The sequence below is a fragment of the Pseudomonadaceae bacterium SI-3 genome, assembly GCA_004010935.1.
GTDB lineage: Bacteria > Pseudomonadota > Gammaproteobacteria > Pseudomonadales > Pseudomonadaceae > Stutzerimonas.
Genome location: CP026511.1, coordinates 609,936 through 627,299, shown reverse-complemented (window position 1 = coordinate 627,299; position 17,364 = coordinate 609,936). Strand labels below are relative to the sequence as shown.

Annotated in this window: 14 protein-coding genes and 1 pseudogene; 1 reads left to right on the top strand and 14 read right to left on the bottom strand. The window is 62.8% G+C overall.

What is annotated here, in order from left to right; translation table 11 throughout:
- Positions 1–20: 20 nt before the first annotated feature.
- The 11 genes and pseudogenes from C1896_02945 to C1896_02895 all read right to left on the bottom strand — a co-directional run bounded on the left by C1896_02945 (position 21) and on the right by C1896_02895 (position 13,762).
- Positions 21–1,499, bottom strand: coding sequence for an anthranilate synthase component I (locus tag C1896_02945; GenBank protein ID AZZ43970.1), 1,479 nt, complete (start codon positions 1,497–1,499; stop codon positions 21–23).
- Between the two features lie 185 nt (positions 1,500–1,684).
- Positions 1,685–2,386, bottom strand: a complete 702-nt coding sequence (locus C1896_02940; GenBank protein ID AZZ43969.1) for a phosphoglycolate phosphatase — start codon at positions 2,384–2,386, stop codon at positions 1,685–1,687.
- Positions 2,383–3,057, bottom strand: coding sequence for a ribulose-phosphate 3-epimerase (locus C1896_02935; GenBank protein AZZ43968.1), 675 nt, complete (start codon positions 3,055–3,057; stop codon positions 2,383–2,385). Before C1896_02935 ends, C1896_02940 begins: the two co-directional genes overlap by 4 nt.
- A gap of 102 nt (positions 3,058–3,159) precedes the next feature.
- Positions 3,160–4,440 carry a 4-aminobutyrate--2-oxoglutarate transaminase gene (locus tag C1896_02930; protein ID AZZ43967.1) on the bottom strand — a complete coding sequence of 427 codons (1,281 nt, stop codon included), beginning with the start codon at positions 4,438–4,440 and terminating at the stop codon, positions 3,160–3,162.
- Positions 4,441–4,595: 155 nt separating this feature from the next.
- Positions 4,596–6,061, bottom strand: a pseudogene (locus C1896_02925) (succinate-semialdehyde dehydrogenase I).
- Between the two features lie 13 nt (positions 6,062–6,074).
- The gene (locus C1896_02920; protein ID AZZ43966.1) at positions 6,075–6,902 is read right to left on the bottom strand and encodes an ABC transporter permease; all 828 of its coding nucleotides are present in this window, start codon (positions 6,900–6,902) and stop codon (positions 6,075–6,077) included.
- 64 nt (positions 6,903–6,966) lie between these two features.
- Positions 6,967–8,220, bottom strand: a complete 1,254-nt coding sequence (locus C1896_02915) for a polyamine ABC transporter substrate-binding protein (GenBank protein ID AZZ43965.1) — start codon at positions 8,218–8,220, stop codon at positions 6,967–6,969.
- Between the two features lie 79 nt (positions 8,221–8,299).
- Positions 8,300–9,331: a spermidine/putrescine ABC transporter substrate-binding protein gene (locus tag C1896_02910; protein ID AZZ43964.1), complete on the bottom strand. Its 1,032-nt coding sequence runs from the start codon at positions 9,329–9,331 to the stop codon at positions 8,300–8,302.
- Positions 9,332–9,386: 55 nt separating this feature from the next.
- The gene (locus C1896_02905) at positions 9,387–10,496 is read right to left on the bottom strand and encodes an ABC transporter ATP-binding protein (GenBank protein AZZ43963.1); all 1,110 of its coding nucleotides are present in this window, start codon (positions 10,494–10,496) and stop codon (positions 9,387–9,389) included.
- 211 nt (positions 10,497–10,707) lie between these two features.
- Positions 10,708–11,337 (bottom strand): DNA-binding response regulator, encoded by a 630-nt coding sequence (locus C1896_02900; protein ID AZZ43962.1) that lies wholly within the window; start codon positions 11,335–11,337, stop codon positions 10,708–10,710.
- A 4-nt stretch (positions 11,338–11,341) separates the two neighbouring features.
- On the bottom strand, positions 11,342–13,762 hold the full coding sequence (locus tag C1896_02895) for a histidine kinase (GenBank protein ID AZZ47503.1): 2,421 nt from the start codon (positions 13,760–13,762) through the stop codon (positions 11,342–11,344).
- Between the two features lie 106 nt (positions 13,763–13,868).
- Between C1896_02895 and C1896_02890 the strand changes: the two genes are divergently transcribed.
- The gene (locus C1896_02890) at positions 13,869–14,876 is read left to right on the top strand and encodes a DUF3530 domain-containing protein (protein AZZ43961.1); all 1,008 of its coding nucleotides are present in this window, start codon (positions 13,869–13,871) and stop codon (positions 14,874–14,876) included.
- Positions 14,877–14,893: 17 nt separating this feature from the next.
- Here C1896_02890 and C1896_02885 read toward each other — a convergent pair whose 3' ends face one another.
- From C1896_02885 to C1896_02875, 3 genes are read right to left on the bottom strand one after another with little or no spacing between them, the layout of a single operon-like run.
- Positions 14,894–15,664 carry a molecular chaperone DjlA gene (locus tag C1896_02885; protein AZZ43960.1) on the bottom strand — a complete coding sequence of 257 codons (771 nt, stop codon included), beginning with the start codon at positions 15,662–15,664 and terminating at the stop codon, positions 14,894–14,896.
- On the bottom strand, positions 15,665–16,330 hold the full coding sequence (locus C1896_02880) for a mannose-1-phosphate guanylyltransferase (protein AZZ43959.1): 666 nt from the start codon (positions 16,328–16,330) through the stop codon (positions 15,665–15,667).
- Positions 16,327–17,349, bottom strand: coding sequence for an aminoglycoside phosphotransferase (locus C1896_02875; GenBank protein ID AZZ43958.1), 1,023 nt, complete (start codon positions 17,347–17,349; stop codon positions 16,327–16,329). Before C1896_02875 ends, C1896_02880 begins: the two co-directional genes overlap by 4 nt.
- Between the last annotated feature and the right edge of the window lie 15 nt (positions 17,350–17,364).

Below are 17,364 nucleotides of genomic sequence, written 5' to 3'. Positions count from 1 at the left end.
ACCCCTGAGCCGCGCCGAAGTCAGTCGCTCCCGTGCTCTGCCAAGGCCACCGCGCGGAACATCGCGCGGCGTTTGTTCAGTGTTTCTTCCCATTCCAGCGCCGGTTGCGAGTCGGCGACGATGCCGGCACCGGCCTGCACGTGCAGTTCGCCGTCCTTGATCACTGCGGTACGGATGGCAATAGCGGTATCCATGTTGCCGTTCCAGGCCAGATACCCGACTGCACCGCCATACACGCCGCGTTTTACCGGTTCGAGTTCGTCGATGATCTCCATGGCGCGGACCTTCGGTGCACCAGACAAGGTGCCGGCCGGCAGGATCGCGCGCAGCGCATCCATGGCCGTCAGTGGTGCCTTGAGCTGGCCGGTGACGTTGGAGACGATATGCATCACGTTGGAATAGCGCTCGATGACCATCTTTTCGGTAAGCCGCACCGAACCATTCTCGGCCACGCGGCCGACGTCGTTGCGGCCCAGGTCGATCAGCATCAAGTGTTCGGCCAGTTCCTTGGCGTCGCTGAGCAGATCCTGCTCCAGAGCCAGATCGGCTTCCTCGTTGACGCCGCGCGGGCGGGTGCCAGCGATAGGTCGGACCGTCACCAGTCCTTCCTCCACCCGCACCAGCACTTCCGGCGACGAGCCCACCACGTGGAAATCGCCGAAATTGAAGAAGTACATATAAGGCGTCGGGTTGAAGCAGCGCAGCGCGCGGTACAGATCGATCGGTGCCGCCTTGAAGGGAATCGACATGCGCTGGGAGATCACCACCTGCATGCAATCGCCGGCGAGGATGTAGTCCTTGATGCGGTTGACCGCCTGCTCGTAGTCCTCGCGACTGAAGCTGGAGCGGAAGGTCGGCTCGGTGTCGCCGCCATTCTCGAAGTCCAGGCCCAGGCGCGGCGTGATCGACTGCCGCAGTTTTTCGCGCAGCGCCTGAAGTTGCGCCTGCCCCGCCTCATAGGCGTTCGGCTGCGATGGATCGGCTAGCACGATGCAGTGCAGCTTTCCGGCGAGGTTGTCGAAGACCACCACGGCATCGGAAACCATCAACAGGATATCCGGCGTGCCCAACGGGTCGGGATTGGGACAGGTCGCCAGCTTGCGTTCGACATAGCGCACGCTGTCGTAACCGAAGTATCCGACCAGCCCGCCATTGAAACGCGGCAAGCCTTCGACCGGCGCCACCCGATAGCGCTGCTGAAAGGCTTCGACGAAGGCCAACGGATCCTCGACCTCGGACTGTTCGGTCTCGATGCCATCGGTGGTCACGCTAACGTTGTGATCATGCACCCTGAGCACGGTGCGGCACGGCAGGCCGATAATCGAATAGCGCCCCCACTTCTCCCCGCCCTGTACGGACTCGAGTAGGTAGGAGTTAGGCGCGTCGGCCAGCTTGAGATAGAGCGTCAGCGGCGTGTCGAAGTCAGCAAGGGTTTCGAACGACAGAGGGATGCGGTTGTGGCCTTCGGCGGCCAAACGCAGGAATTCTTCGCGGGTCATGTCAGCCTCGTGGTCGGAGGGGAACTACATAAGGTCGAGTTGTGCAAACGTACCGGGCGAAGCCGGCAGGAAATGTCAGGCGCGCCAGCGCCAACGGGCCAGGGCCTTGATGACATTCATCCATTGTTTGCGGGTGACCACCACGATCTGATCTCGTCTGCGGGATGTGCGGAACAGAGGCCACACTAGCTCAGCCCCGAAACCGAAGCAACCAGCTCGCGCAGGTCATCGAGCACCAGTGTCGGCTCCTCGTTGGCGATGGGTTCGCCGTGGTTGTAGCCATAAGTCAGCGCGACACAGGGAACGGCCGCCGCTTTCGCCGCGCGCACATCGTTGCGTGAGTCGCCAACGAACAGCGACGCATCGGGCGCGACGCCCGCCTGGCTCATGACCCACAACAGCGCCGCCGGATCGGGCTTCTGCTGCGGCAAGGTATCGCCCCCGACCAGCCACTGGAAGTAACCCGCGAGCCCCTTCTCCTCCAGCAGCGGCTCGATGAACTGCGCCGGTTTGTTGGTGATGATCGAGAGTTTCACGTCACGCTCACGCAGCCAGTCCAGGCATTCCCGAACGCCGGGGTACACCGTGGTCAGTTCGTGGCCGCCGGAATAAGCCTGCATGAACAGCGCCAGCGCCTCGTCGGCTAATTCATCGGCAACGCCGTCATGCTGCAACTTACCGGCCAGTGCCCGACGTACCAGTACCTTCGAACCGTTGCCGACCCAGTCGCGTACTCGCGCAATGCCGGCAGGTTCACGACCCAGCAGCATCAGCATCTTGTCCACCGCAGCGGCCAAGTCCGGAACCGAATCCATCAGGGTGCCGTCCAGGTCGAACATCACCAGCCGCGGCAACTCGCCGTCGAAGAGCTGCTCCAGGCGAGTCATGAGCGGGCCAGCGCCAGTTCGGCGCGCATCTGGTCGATCACGGCTTTGTAGTCCGGCTGGTTGAAAATGGCCGAGCCAGCGACGAAGGTATCGGCCCCGGCTGCAGCGATCTCACGGATGTTCTTTGGATTCACGCCGCCGTCGATCTCCAGGCGAATTTCACGCCCGCTGGCATCGATCAACGCGCGCGCCTCGCGCAGCTTGTCCAGGGTGTTGGGGATGAACTTCTGGCCGCCAAATCCGGGGTTGACGCTCATCAACAGGACCATGTCGACCTTGTCCATCACGTACTTGAGCACATCCAGCGGGGTGGCCGGATTGAACACCAGACCGGCCTTGGCACCGCCATCCTTTATCAGCTGCAGCGATCGATCGATGTGATCCGAAGCTTCCGGGTGAAAGGTGATGTAGCTGGCGCCGGCCTCGAGGAAGTCGCCGATCATGCGGTCCACCGGACGGACCATCAGATGTACATCAATTGGCGCGGTGACGCCGTGCTTGCGCAGTGCGGAGCAAACCATCGGGCCGATGGTCAGGTTGGGCACGTAATGGTTGTCCATCACATCGAAATGGACGATGTCTGCGCCGGCGGCGAGCACGTTGTCCACTTCTTCACCCAGACGGGCGAAATTGGCGGAAAGAATGGAGGGAGCGATGGCGAACGGCTGCATGACGACCTCGGGTAGCACGGCGGAATGCCGCGCATTGTAACCGAGGGTCGGGGTCGCGGCGCGCCTGACATCCGTTGCGGATGCCGACGCGCCTCGAGTGGATCAGGTCAGCTCTTCGAAGCATTCGGCGATGATCGCCAGGCCGCGCTCGAGCAGCTCGTCCTCGGCAGTCAGCGGCACCAGCACACGTAGCACGTTGTAGTAGGTGCCGCAGGACAGCAGGATCAGGCCCTTGTCGCGTGCCTTGGCGACAATCTGCGAGGTCAGCGCCGCGGCCGGACGCGCATGGTCGCCGTCCTCGAACAGCTCGATGGCGATCATCGCGCCGAGCCCACGAACCTCACCGATTTCCTTGTGCCGCGCCTGGATCGCCTTGAGCCCGGTGGTGAGTTTTTCTGCCACCACCTTGCAGCGGTCGAGCAGCTTCTCTTCCTCGAAGATTTCCATGACAGCCAGCGCCGCCGCGCAGGACAACGGGTTGCCGGCGTAGGTGCCGCCCAGTCCGCCAGGCGCGATGGCGTCCATGATCTCAGCCTTGCCGCAGACGCCGGCAATCGGAAAGCCACCGCCGACCGACTTGGCGAAGGTGGTCAAATCAGCGACCACGCCCATCTGCTCCATGGCGAAGAACGTCCCGGTTCGTCCGGCGCCGGTCTGCACTTCATCGGCGATCAGCAGGATACCGTGCTCGTCGCATAGCGCGCGCAGGCGGACCATGAACTCTTTGGGTGCGACGTTGAAGCCGCCCTCGCCCTGCACCGGTTCAATGATGATCGCGGCGATATCGCGCGGCTCGGCGTCGTTCTTGAAAATGCGTTCGATACTGGCGATCGACTCATCAACGCTGACGCCATGGATAGCGCAGGGATACTGTGCGCGGAAGATGCCGCCCGGCATCAAGCCCATTCCAGCGGAGTACGGCGCGACCTTGCCGGTCAGCCCCAGGGTCATCATGGTGCGGCCGTGATAAGCGCCAGTGAACGCGATCACCCCGGCGCGACCGGTGGCAGCGCGGGCGATCTTCACGGCGTTTTCCACCGCCTCGGAGCCGGTAGTGACCAGCAACGTCTTCTTGGCGAAATCGCCTGGCACCCGCGCGTTGATCTTCTCGCACAGTTCGACGTAGGGCTCGTAAGCCAGCACCTGAAAGCAGGTGTGGGTCAGCTTGTGCAGCTGCGCTTCCACCGCTTTGATGATTTTCGGGTGCAGGTGGCCAGTATTCAGCACAGCTATGCCGCCGGCGAAATCGATGAACTCGCGACCTTCGACGTCGACCACGCTGCTGTTCTTAGCGTGATCGGCAAAGATCGGATGGATCTGGCCGACCCCACGGGGAACGGCGGCGACACGGCGTTTCATTAGGGATTCGTTGGTCTTGCTCATAAGCTCCTCAGTAGCCGCTCATCGTCGGCTCGGGTCGGAATGAACACCTGGAAGCGGGTCCGGCAGCATACGATGATCGACTGCCGGGCCATCCGGGCGTTCGGATAACAGTAATAGCATGTGCAATATTTTGCACGACGCAATTGCTGGCCGGCTCAAAGGCCGCCCAGACACAGATATTTAATCTCCACGTACTCGTCCAGACCGTAGCGCGAGCCCTCGCGACCGAGCCCGGAGGACTTCATGCCGCCAAACGGGGCCACCTCAGTGGAGATCACCCCGGTGTTGATACCGACCATGCCGTACTCCAGCGCCTCGGCGACACGAAACACCCGTCCCAGATCGCGCGCATAAAAGTAGGCGGCGAGCCGAATTCTGTGTCGTTGGCCTGGTGGATAACATCTGCCTCGTCGCTGAAGCGGAACAGTGGCGCCAGCGGTCCGAAGGTCTCCTCGCGCGCCACGGCCATCTCGGCGGTGACGTCGCCCAGCAGGGTCGGCTCGAAGAAGGTGCCGCCCAGTGCGTGCGGCCTGCCGCCGGCCAGCAGCGAGGCGCCTTTCTCCAGCGCATCCTGCAAATGGCGCTGGACCTTGGCCACTGCGGCGGCGTCGATCAGCGGGCCGGTGGTGACGCCCTCCTCTGCACCGTTGCCAACCTTAAGCCGCGCCACTGCGGCAGCAAGCTTGTCAGCGAAGGCGTCGTAGACACCGTCCTGCACGTAGATGCGATTGGCGCAGACGCACGTCTGCCCGGCGTTGCGGTATTTGGCGATCATCGCGCCCTCTACCGCCGCATCCAGATCGGCATCGTCGAACACAATGAAGGGTGCGTTGCCTCCCAGCTCCAGCGAGAGCTTTTTCAGCGTCGGCGCGCATTGCTGCATCAGCCTGATGCCCACTGCTGTCGAGCCGGTGAAAGACAGCTTGCGCACGATAGGGCTTTCGCAGAGTTCGGCACCCACTTCGCGAGACATGCCGGCGTCGGCAGTCACCACGCTGAACAATCCAGCCGGGATACCCGCGCGTTCGGCAAGCACGGCCAGCGCCAGCGCGGAGAACGGCGTTTGCGGCGCCGGTTTGAGCACCATGGCGCAGCCGGCCGCCAGGGCCGGACCAACCTTGCGGGTGATCATGGCGCTGGGGAAATTCCACGGCGTAATGGCGGCAGTCACGCCCACCGGCTCCTTCTGCACCAGAATGCGCTTGTCGCTGGCGTGCGCCGGGATAACATCGCCGTACAGGCGCTTGCCCTCCTCGGCGAACCATTCGAGAAAGGACGCGGCATAGGCCACTTCCCCACGGGCCTCGGCCAGCGGTTTGCCCTGTTCGGCCGTCATGATGCGCGCCAGGTCTTCCTGGTTTTCCAGCATCAGCCCGTACCAACGACGCAGACGCGCGGCGCGCTCCTTGGCGGTCAGCGCCCGCCAGGCCGGTTGTGCCGCCTGTGCGGCCTCGATGGCGCGACGGGTTTCGGCGCGCCCCATGTTGGGCACCTCGCCGATGAGTTCGCCGGTGGCCGGGTTGAAGATAGCGGTCCGGCCGCCCTCGTCGGCATCGCACCAGACGCCGTCTAGGTAGGCCTGCTGGCGAAGCAGGCCGGGGTGATCGAGTTGCAGGGTCATGGAAGCGTCCGGATCAGGCGGGTTGTTGGGTACGCATCTTCTCGGAGCGGCCGCGCAGCCACTCCAGGGTCAGCAGCAGCGCGATAGAGAATCCAATCAGCAAGGTGGCCGCGGCGGCGATGGTCGGGCTGAGGTTTTCACGAATGCCGCTGAACATCTGCCTCGGCAAGGTGATCTGTTCGGGGCCAGCAAGGAATAAGGTCACCACCACTTCGTCGAAGGAAGTCGCGAAGGCGAACAGCGCACCACTGATCACTCCCGGCGCGATCAGCGGCAGCGTCACGCGAAAGAAGGCGGTCAGTGGCGAGGCGCCAAGGCTGGCCGCGGCGCGCACCAGGTTGTGGTTGAAGCCCTGCAGCGTGGCCGACACAGTGATGATCACGAACGGCACGCCCAGCACTGCATGCACCAGAATCAGCGACAAGTAGCTGTTGCCCATGCCCAGCGGGGCGAAGAACAGGTAGCTGGCCACACCGACGATCACAACCGGCACCACCATCGGCGATATCAGCAAGGTCATCACAAGGGCCTTGCCGCGGAATTCGCCGCGGGTCAGGCCGATCGCCGCCAATGTGCCGAAAACCATCGCGAGTGCCGTGGCGGCCGGCGCGATGAGCATCGAGTTCTTCAACGAACGCATCCAGTCCGCCGAGCTGAACAAGGCTTCGTACCAGCGCATGGAGAATCCCTGCAGCGGATAGACCAGAAACGAGCCTGAGTTGAAGGACAGCGGCACGATGACCAGCACCGGCACGATCAGAAACAGCAGCACCAGCGCACAGAGGATGCGCAGCGTGTAGAACCAGACCCGCTCGATGGGCGACATGTAGGGGCTCAGCATGGAACGGTCTCCTGCCCAAATGAACGAATGGTTTGCTGTGATTGCTGGGTATGCGCCGTCATGCTCAACCCAGCCTCAGCCGGCTGGCGCCGACTAGCCAGCTGTAGACGACGTACAACAACATGGTCGCCAGCAAGAGCAGGCCGCCCAGCGCCGTCGCCATGCCCCAGTTGATGGTGGTGTTGGTGTAGAAGGCGACGAAGTAGCTGACCATCTGGTCGTTGGGGCTGCCGAGCAGCGCCGGCGTGATGTAGTAACCGATGGAAATGATGAACACCAGCAGGCAACCGGCACCGACGCCGGCCAGCGTCTGCGGGAAATACACCCGCCAGAAGCTGGCGAAGGGATGACAGCCCAGCGAGATTGCCGCACGCATGTAACTTGGCGAGATATTCTTCATCACGCTGTAGATCGGCAGGATCATGAATGGCAGCAGGATATGCACCATGGCGATGTACACGCCGGCGCGGTTGAATACCAATTGCAGCGGCTCGTCGATCAGGCCCATCTTCAACAGCGCACCGTTGATCAGCCCGCTCGACTGCAGCAGCACGATCCAGGCGGCGACGCGCACCAGGATGGAGGTCCAGAACGGCAGCAGCACCATGATCATCAGCAGGTTGCTCTTGCGCGCTGGCAGATTGGCCAGCAAATACGCGAGCGGATAGGCAAGCACCAGGCAGATCGCCGTGATCACCAGGCCCATCCAGAACGTGCGGGCGAAGATGTCCAGGTACACCGCCTGATCAGGCGAGACCGGTGCCAGCTCGCCCATGTCGTCGATGCGGTGATCGAGGGCGGCCAGCAGATAGTAGGGTGTGAGCGCACTGTCGTTACGACGGATGACCTGCCAATAGGCAGGGTCGCCCCAGCGCTCATCGAAAGTCTCGAGCGCTTCCTTATAGGACGATGGCAATTCCTTGAATGGGAGCGCGCGGGCCGTCTTTGTCATCAGGCTGCGGAAACCGGCCTGCTCCATATTCAAGCGTTTGGACAGATCGCCCAGTGACTGATTCTGCCTCGCCTCGAGCAGGTCTTCGCTGAGGGCCCGGTATACCGATTCCTCCGGTAGGCCGCGGCCATCCCAGGCCGCAATCGCCTCGACCGTGCGCGGCAGACTTCCCACCACCTCCGGGTTGTCGACGCTGCGCCAGAGCAACGAGGCGATCGGCAGCACGAAGGTCAACAGCAAGAACACCAGCAACGGCAGGATCAGCGCCTTGGATTTCAACCGGTTCATGCGCTCGGCACGCGCCAGCCGACGCTTCAGGTTGGGCTCGGCGATATCGGGAACAGGCAAGGAGATGGCAGTCGCCATGGCGAACTCCGCATAGTTTCAGTTTCCGGCGGCGCATGGCCCGCCTCAGGGCCGGCCATGCGAGGGGTGCCAGGCTTGCTTAGCGCGCAGCCCAGGCGTTGAAGCGCTGTTCCAGTTGCTCGCCATAGTCGGCCCAGAAGGTGACGTTCATAGCCACTTGGTTGGCGATGTTCTCGGGTGTCGTGGGCATGTTCTTCAGCAGCTTGGGATCGAGCAGTTCGACCGCTTTCTTGTTCGCCGGCCCGTAAGCGATGTTTTCTGAGAAGGCTTTCTGCTGCTGCGGTTGCAAGGTAAAGCTGACGAATTCGAGCGCCGCCTTCTGATCCTTCGCCCCTTTGGGCATCGCCCAGGAATCGAAGTCATAGATGCCACCGTCCCAAACCACTTGCAGATTGCTCTCGTCCTGCACCGCGGCGATGCGACCGTTGTAGGCGCTGCTCATGACCACGTCACCGGAGGCCAGAAACTGCGGTGGCTGCGCGCCGGCTTCCCACCATTGAATGCTGGGCTTGATCTGGTCGAGCTTCTTGAAGGCCCGGTCCTGGCCTTCTTTGGTCGCCAGGACTGTGTACACGTCTTTCGGCGCAACCCCATCAGCCATCAAGGCGAATTCAAGGGTGTACTTGGCCCCCTTGCGCAGGCCGCGCTTGCCGGGAAATTTCTCGGTATCCCAGAAATCCGCCCAGCCGGTCGGCGCGCTGGCAAGCTTGTCGGCGTTGTAGGCCAGCACCGTGGACCAGACGAAGAAGCCGACACCGCAAGGCTGTATGGCACCCTCGATGAAGTCATCCGGATTACCCGCCACCGACGGATCGATTTCCTCGAACAGCCCTTCGTCACAGCCGCGCGACAGCTCCGGTGATTCGACCTCCACGAGGTGCCAGGACACGCTGTTGGTATCGACCATGGCCTTCACCTTGGCCATCTCGCCGTTGTACTCGCCGGCGATGATCTTGTGGCCGGTCTTGGCCTCGAACGGCTCGTTGAAGGCTTTAATCTGGGCCTGCTTGTTGGCCCCGCCGAAGGTGACGGCCGTGAGGTTTTCCGCCGAGGCCTGGGCAGCGCATACCAGTCCGATGCTAAGGGCGGTCAGTTTCAGAGAGTTCAGCATTGTTATTCGCTCCATGATGCGGTTGAAGACAGCTTTCTTGCTTGCTCGCCCCTGCTTATGCCGCTTGCAGCGGATCCAGCGCACGGACGTGTTCCACTTGCCAGCCGATCGGCACGACATCACCAACCGCCAGGGCGGGATCGAACTCGGCGATTGGTTGCTTGACGAAGAAATCGCTGATGCCACAGACCTCGAGGCGGATGCGGATGTGATCGCCCAGATAGACGAATTCGGCCACCCGCCCGGTGAAGCGATTCGGGCAATTGGCGCTGGCGCCGTTGAGGCGGACCCGTTCCGGGCGAATCGACAGATTGACCGGCGTACCCGGCGCACCGACCTTCACCGCAAGGGCCTCGACCCGTTCGCCGCGTCCCAACTCAACGGTGCAGTTGTCGCCATTGCGACTGACCAGCCGTGCCGGCAGCCGGTTGTTCTCGCCGAGAAAGTTGGCGACGAAGGTATTTGCCGGCCGCTCGTAGAGCGCCCGCGGCTCATCGATCTGCTGAATTTCGCCCTGATGGAATACCGCGACCCGATCTGACATGGTCAGCGCCTCGCCCTGATCATGGGTGACGTAGACCACAGTGACCCCAAGGCTTTGATGCAGGTGCTTGATCTCCATCTGCATCTGCTCGCGCAACTGCTTATCCAGCGCCCCCAGGGGTTCATCCATCAACACCAGCTGCGGTTCGAACACCAGGGCCCTGGCCAGGGCCACGCGCTGCTGCTGGCCGCCGGACAGCTGCGCGGGGTAGCGATTGCGGAAGCCCTCTAGCTGCACCATCGACAGCGCGCGTTTGACTCGTTCCTTGACATCGAGCTTGGCCATGCCCCGCACGCTTAGCGGAAACGCCAGGTTCTCGGAAACCGTCATGTGCGGAAACAGCGCATAGTTCTGGAACACCATGCCCATGTCGCGCTTGTGCGGCGGCAGCTTGTTGATCGAACGGCCGCCGAGCAGGATTTCACCGGCAGTCGGCGTCTCGAAACCGGCCAGCATCATCAGGCTGGTGGTCTTGCCGGAGCCGGACGGGCCCAGCAGCGTGAGGAATTCACCCTTGCGGATGTCCAGGTTGAGGTCTTTGACGATCAGCGCTTCGCCGTCGTAACTCTTCTGGATGCCACGAAAGCTGACCAGTACTTCGTTCGCTTGGGAATCGAGCATGCCGCACCTGTGTTCCGTTGTTCCGTGACCACAGGTTAGGAGCCTGCGCAGTCCGCGAACATCGGCGCAGCGGAGTGATTGAACTCAGTCAAACGGAGAGGCTGGTGTAGGGATTGCCCTACAACAGCTGTTGCCCCAGCGGCCTGAACAAGCAGCTGTCAAAGCGCGAAGGCCACAGGGTTGAGGCGTGCACGGCGGCGGTGGAGCGAGCTCAGACCAGCTTGTGCTCCATGGCATAGCGGACCAGATCGGCCACTGAGTGCGCGACGAGCTTCTGCATCAGGCGCGCCTTGTGCGTGCTGATGGTCTTGCTACTGAGCGCCAGCTTGGCAGCGATGTCGTTGACCGAGTCACCATGCACCAGGCGCTCGAAAACCGAGTACTCACGCTCGGACAGCAGCGCATGGGGTGGCCGGGAATCAGTGAGCCCGACCTCGAAGACCATTCGATCCGCCAGCTCCGGATCGATATAACGGCCGCCGGCGGCGACCTTGCGCACCGCGGTCAGCAATAGCGCCGGGTCGCTGTCCTTGGTGGCATATCCGGCAGCGCCGATTTTCAGCGCACGCGCCGCCATCTGTGCCTCGTCATGCATCGACAGGACCAGGATCGCTGGCGGCTGGCTCAATGCACGGATCCGTGGAATGGCTTCCAGTCCGTTGATGCCCGGCATGGAGATGTCCAGCAGCACCACATCGCAAGGCGTCAGCCGCAACTGGTCGAGCAGCTGCTGACCGTTACCCGCCTCACCGATCACCTGCATGTCCTTGGCCAATCCGATCAGCTGCTTGATGCCCTCGCGAACGATGGTGTGATCCTCGGCGACGATTACCCTAATCATGGCGCTAGCTCTCCAATGTACTGATCAGAACCGCAGGCGCGGCTGGGACATCCAGGGGCACCGAGACGTGAATCAAGGTCCCCTCGCCCGGCTGGCTTTCCAGCAGCAACGTGCCGCCGAGCATCTGCGCTCGCTCGTGCATACCAACCAGGCCGAATGAGGGTCCCTGGCGGCTCTGCTGAACCACGAACCCCTGGCCGTCATCGCTGATGCTCAAGCACAGCATATCTCCTTGCTGCTGCAGGGTGAGGCTCACGGTTTGTGCATTGGCGTGACGCATGACATTGGTCAGGGCTTCCTGAAGGATGCGAAACAGGCCGATGGCCTTGGCATTACCGAGTTGCGGCGGGCATTCCGGCACTTCCACCAGGCAGGCGACGCCAGTACGCTCCTCGAAGCGCCGCGCCTGCCAGTCGATGGCCGATGCGATGCCGGCGTCCAGAATCGGCGGGCGCAGGGCGGTCGCCACGTCGCGCACCTGCTGGAACAGCTGCGCAATCAGCCGCTTCATGCCCTGCAAACGGGCCGCCAGGCCGGGATCGAGCTCGGCGAAGCTGATCTCGCACATGGAGATTTCCAACTTCAGCACCGTCAGCATCTGCCCCAGCTCGTCATGCACCTCGCGGGCGATGTGGGCTTTTTCCTCCTCGCGCACGGTCTCGACGTGCGCCGCCAGCTTGCGTAACTGCGCACGCGAGGCGTCCAGCTCCAGCTCAATCCGCTTGTTGTCAGTGATATCCCAGACGATACCGTCCCAGACCTGCCGTCCCTCCAACTGGCCCCGTACCGACGCACGGATATCGGCCCAGCGAATCTCGCCGGAACGAGTCAGAATCCGCCCCTGCCAGTACCAGTCGCTCATGCTGTCCAGGGCTTGCTGCTGGCTGCTCCAGTAACCCGGCTCGTCATCGGGATGGACCAGGCAGCGGATACCGCGTCCGGGCTGCAACAACAGCTCAGCCGAGTAGCCAACCAGGCGCTCGCTGGCCTCGCTGATGTAGGCGATGCTGACCGGCGCACCGGCGTCCTGCCGTTCGAGGCGGAACACCAGTCCAGGGACGTTGCCGGCCATGGCCTTAAGGCGCACCTCGCTTTCCTGCAGCGCGGCACTGGCGCGGCGGCGCTCGGTAATGTCAGCGAGGAACACGACCAGGTATTCCTTACTGCCGAATCGCAGGAAACTCAGGGTGACTGCGGCGGGGAACCGGCTGCCGTCGGCACGCTGCCATTCGCATTCGTGAACCCGGTGGTCCTCCACACCGCTGCGGGCGTCACGCCAGAGCTGCAGCCAGTCGTCCATGCTCATACCCGGTTCCAACGCTTGCAAGGGCTGGTCGAGAAGACTGTCCGAGGCATACCCGAGCAGTTCGACGGCAGCCTGGTTGGCATATCGAACATGGCTGTCCCAGTTCAACCAGAGAATGCCGACCGTACTGTGATCGAGGCAGAACTGAGTCAACCGCTGCGCCTCTTCGGCCGCGGCGCGCGCCTCGATGTCTCGCCGCGCCGTTTTCAACCGGTTCTCCAGAAGTCCCTGCTGGCGGCGCTGCCAGACCAGCATGGTTACGGTAGCCACCAGCAGCAACGTCAACAGTAGGCTAAGGCTGCGCCAGTAACTGATGCGGCGGGATTGGTCGATGCTGCGCGATTTTAGCCAGTGCTCCTGCAACTGACTGAACTCACGGGCGGGAAAGTTGCGCAACGCCTGATCGATGACTGCGCTCATCACCGGGCTGTCGCGGCGGGAACCGATGCGCAGCAACAATGGATTGCCTAGATCGCCTACGACATCCAGCGATGCGTATTCGGCCCGCTGCGAGAGTCGGCCGTAGAGCGGCTCATCCACCACTGCGAAGCGCACGCGCGCCTCGAGCAACTGACGCAGTGCCTCGAACTGGCTACCGACTTCCAGCACCGGCTGGCTCGGGTAGTTGCTGCGCATGTAGTCGGCCACCGCGCCGGGCCCTTCCAGGGCGATCACATCATTGCTGTCCAGACGCTCTAGATCGATCGCACGGGGGCCGTTTATGTCCCCGATTATCAGCCTTGGCACTCTCAGAAACGGATCGCTATAGCGCCAGATGCGCAGCCCTTCCCGAGTCTGTCGCAGCCCTGGCGCGAGGTCGATCTCGTTGGCGCGCATGGCATCATTCAATGCTGCCTCGTCGACGAATCGATGCCATTGCAGGGAGACGCCGAGGCTGGCGGCCAGCCGCTCAATGAACTGCACGTGGAAGCCGGACAGGCGACGCTGGCGCTGGTCATACTCGGCGTAAGGCGGCGCCATCACGACACCCACACGCCACTGCTGGTGTGCCGCCAGCCACTCCTGTTGCGCATCGCTCAGCGGCACGCTCGAGGCCTGTACGGTCATTACGTTCAGCGCAAGCAACAGGCAGCAACAACGCAGCAGAAATGACACCATAAGCCTCACGAGATCGGCATTCGTGCCGAAAACGCTTTTGTAGTGCATCTGCACCGCCTGCGCCAGCACCACGGCAGCGCCAGGCCGGCGTCTATCAGGAAAGCCCATGGTTCATGCTCGCGTTTCAACTGGTTTGGCGATCGTCTTGTTCGCCATCGTCACCAGTCCTTTGGTCAACGCCGTTGAGGAGCTTGCCGAACCGGAAGCCACTCCGGCTCCGGTAGCTGTTGATCGCCCGCCGCTGCCCTCTCGCAGCGCGACCATGGCCGCGGACCTATTACGCCAACTGCCGCCCAGCGAGTTCATCAGCCTGAACGCGGACAAGGACGACTTCGTTGCGCTCTGGCGCCCCGCCAATGTGGCTGAACCCAAGGGTGTCATCGTCCTGTTGCCTGGCGAGGGCGAAAGCACCAACTGGCCGCGCGGCATTGGCCCGCTGCGTCGTGGCCTGCCGGACCACGGTTGGCACACCCTGAGCCTGAGCCTTCCGGACTCGCCGGGCTTGCTGTTACCGCCAGCCACTGAGCAAACGCCCGAGCAACCGACCGACGAACCCGAGCCTGAACAGCCCACCGAAGAGCCGCCGCCAAGCGAAGCCGGATATCTGCCTGAAGAAGCCGCAGCAGTGCCAGACGAACCGGCAGCCGACGACGGCGACGCGCAAGCCCCCGCCGAAACGGCCGCGCCCAAGCCTGAGCAGGCCGAGCAGATCACTGCACGCATCGAGGCGGCCCTGACCTTCGCCCGCAGCAAACAACCCGCAGCGATTGTGCTGCTAGGCCAGGGTACAGGCGGCTATTGGGCGGCACGCTATCTTCAGCAACGGGCGCCGGCGGATGTCAGGCATCTGCTGGTGATCCAGCCGCGCCAACCGGAAGGACAAGACGAGCCGCTTGCGCAGCTGGTGCCGACCCTCAAACTGGCCACCGGGGACTTCTATTACAAAGACTCAGGGAGTGAGCAACGGACAGCTCGCGAGCGACTGAACGCCAGCCGCCGAATCCAGCACCCGGCCTATCGCCAAGTCGGATTACCCCAGCAGACCGGCGATCGCCCCTCCGATCAGGAAGCGCTCGTTCGACGAGTCCGCGGCTGGCTCAAGCGAGAAATATAAGCGCTGACCGGCTCTCGCTAACGAAAGCCTCGCCGCTCGCGAATCAGGCCGTAGGCATGGTGCAGTTCGCGGGTCCGCTCGGTTGCCTCGCGCACCTCGATGGCGGTTGCGCCGGCACCGGCCTGCTTGTCCGGGTGGTGCTTGCTGAGCAGGCGCCGATAGGCCCTTTTGATGGCCTGCGGCTCGCTGTCGGCACGGACTCCCAGCAACCGCAATGCCTGCTCGTAGGCCCCACCGGGATTGCTCGGCGCGCCCTGGCGGCGCCCCCCTTGCTGGTCCAGCGCCGCCACGGCCACCGAATCCCAGCCCATCCACTTGCCCCAGAGCATGATCAACTCATGCTCACGCGCATCGATCTGCCCCTGTGCCCCGGCCATGCGCCAGCAGGCTTGCAGGAGCGCCTTCGCTTCATCCTGCCGCCCCCTTAATCGCTGCAAGGGCTCGCGTAGTCCGTCCCCACTGGATTTGCCACGGTAAAAGGCATCAATTGCCATGCGCTGTTGAGGCGCGGTCAACTGGAGCCGGCGCATCTCACTGCGGGCGGCCTGGATGTGAGCCTCGCTGATACGCCCGCTGCTTTTCGCCAAGCGTCCGAGCAGGAAAAACAGCAAGTCGTTGCCCTGCATCATCGGTTTGACCCTTGATAGCAGTTGGCGAACACTCGCCCAGGAATCGAGCCCGAAGCGACGATCCAGCACCTGCCCGATCAGTGCACACAACAGGGCGCCCGGAATGCTCGCCAACAGCCACCCCGCAAGTGCGCCTAGAAACGTGATTGGCCAGAACATTCAGCGCTGTGCCTCGAGCGTGCGCTCGACTTCAGCCAGACGCTCATGCGTCCCAACGTCAATCCAGCGCCCGCGATAATGCTCACCACTCAGCTTGCCAACAGCCATCGCCTGGCGCAGCAGTGGCGCAAGTTTGAACGCACCGGCACTGCACCCGCTAAACAATTGCGGGCTGAGTACGGCGATGCCGCTGTAGGTCAGCGTCGCTGTGTCCCCGTCGCCAATGCAGCCGTCGATCAAGCTGAAATCACCTTTGAGGTTATGCGCTGGATTGTCCACCAGCACCAAATGCGCCAAGCCTTTGAGAGGCCGCTTCAGCGCACCAAAGTCATAGTCGGTCCAGATATCGCCATTGACCACGATAAAAGGCTCCGCCCCCAGCAGCGGTAAAGCACGATGAATCCCCCCGCCGGTCTCCAGTGGCTCGCCCTCGGCTGAGTACTGAATGCGAACGCCCAAACGCCGACCGTCACCGAGGTACGCCTCGATCTGTTCACCCAGCCAGGCGTGATTGATCACCAGCTCATCGATACCGGCCTCGGCCAGCGCCCGGATGTGGTATTCGATCAGCGGCACGCCGCCCGCGCGGACCAGCGGTTTGGGTGTGTGCAAGGTCAGGGGCCGGAGGCGCTCGCCCTTTCCCGCCGCCAAGATCATCGCCCTCATGATGCAACGGGCTCCTGCGGCAACCCTTGCAGCAGCCGCTTGAGATCGCCCAGTTCAGGGCGGCGCTCCAACACGGTGTCGAGATAAGCGAAAAAGCGCGGCACGTCGCCCAGGTAGCGTGGCTTGCCGTCACGGTGACAGATTCGCGCAAAGATACCGATGACCTTGAGGTGGCGCTGCAGGCCCATCAGATCGCTGGCGCGATGAAACTCGGCGAAGCTCTCCTGCACCGGTATCCCCCGCGCACGCGCGGAATCCCAGTAACCCTGCAGCCAGCCAAGCACCCGCTCTTCCGGCCAGCTGAGAAAGGCATCCTTGAACAGCGAGGTGATGTCATAGGTGACCGGGCCAATCACAGCGTCCTGAAAATCCAGTACGCCGGGGTTCGGCTCGCTGAGCATCAAGTTGCGTGGCATATAGTCGCGATGCACCAGCACTGTTGGCTGGGCCAGCGCCGAGTCGATCAGCACACGGCAGGTTTGATCCCACAGCTGTTGCTCATCCGCAGTGAAGCGGTGGCCCAGATGCCGTTGCACATACCACTCAGGAAATAGCTGCAGCTCGCGGCGCAGCAGGGCTTCGTCATAGAAAGGCAGTGTTGCTTGGTTGGCGTTGGCCTGGAACGTCAGCAGCGCCGAAATAGCGTCAGCGAAGAGTGCGTCAGCATTATCGCCGTCGATCACGTCCAGGTAGGTCTGCCGGCCCAGATCGCTGAGCAGCAAGAAGCCCCGCTCGAGGTCGGCCGCCAGAATTTCGGGTACATACACGCCAGCCTCGGCCAGTATTGCCGCGATGTTCACGAACGGCTGGCAGTTCTCTTGGGGCGGCGGTGCGTCCATCAGGATAAGGCTGTGCTGCCCTGCCTCCCAACGGAAGTAACGACGAAAGCTGGCGTCACTACTGGCAGCAACCAGCGACACCTCGGGGACTTCGCCCCAGCCGCGACGAGCGAAAAGCGCGTTTAGATGGGGCTCCAGCCAGGCGTTGAGGTCCAGCAGACGTTGATCGTGTTGCGGCATATCAGGGCTCTCCAC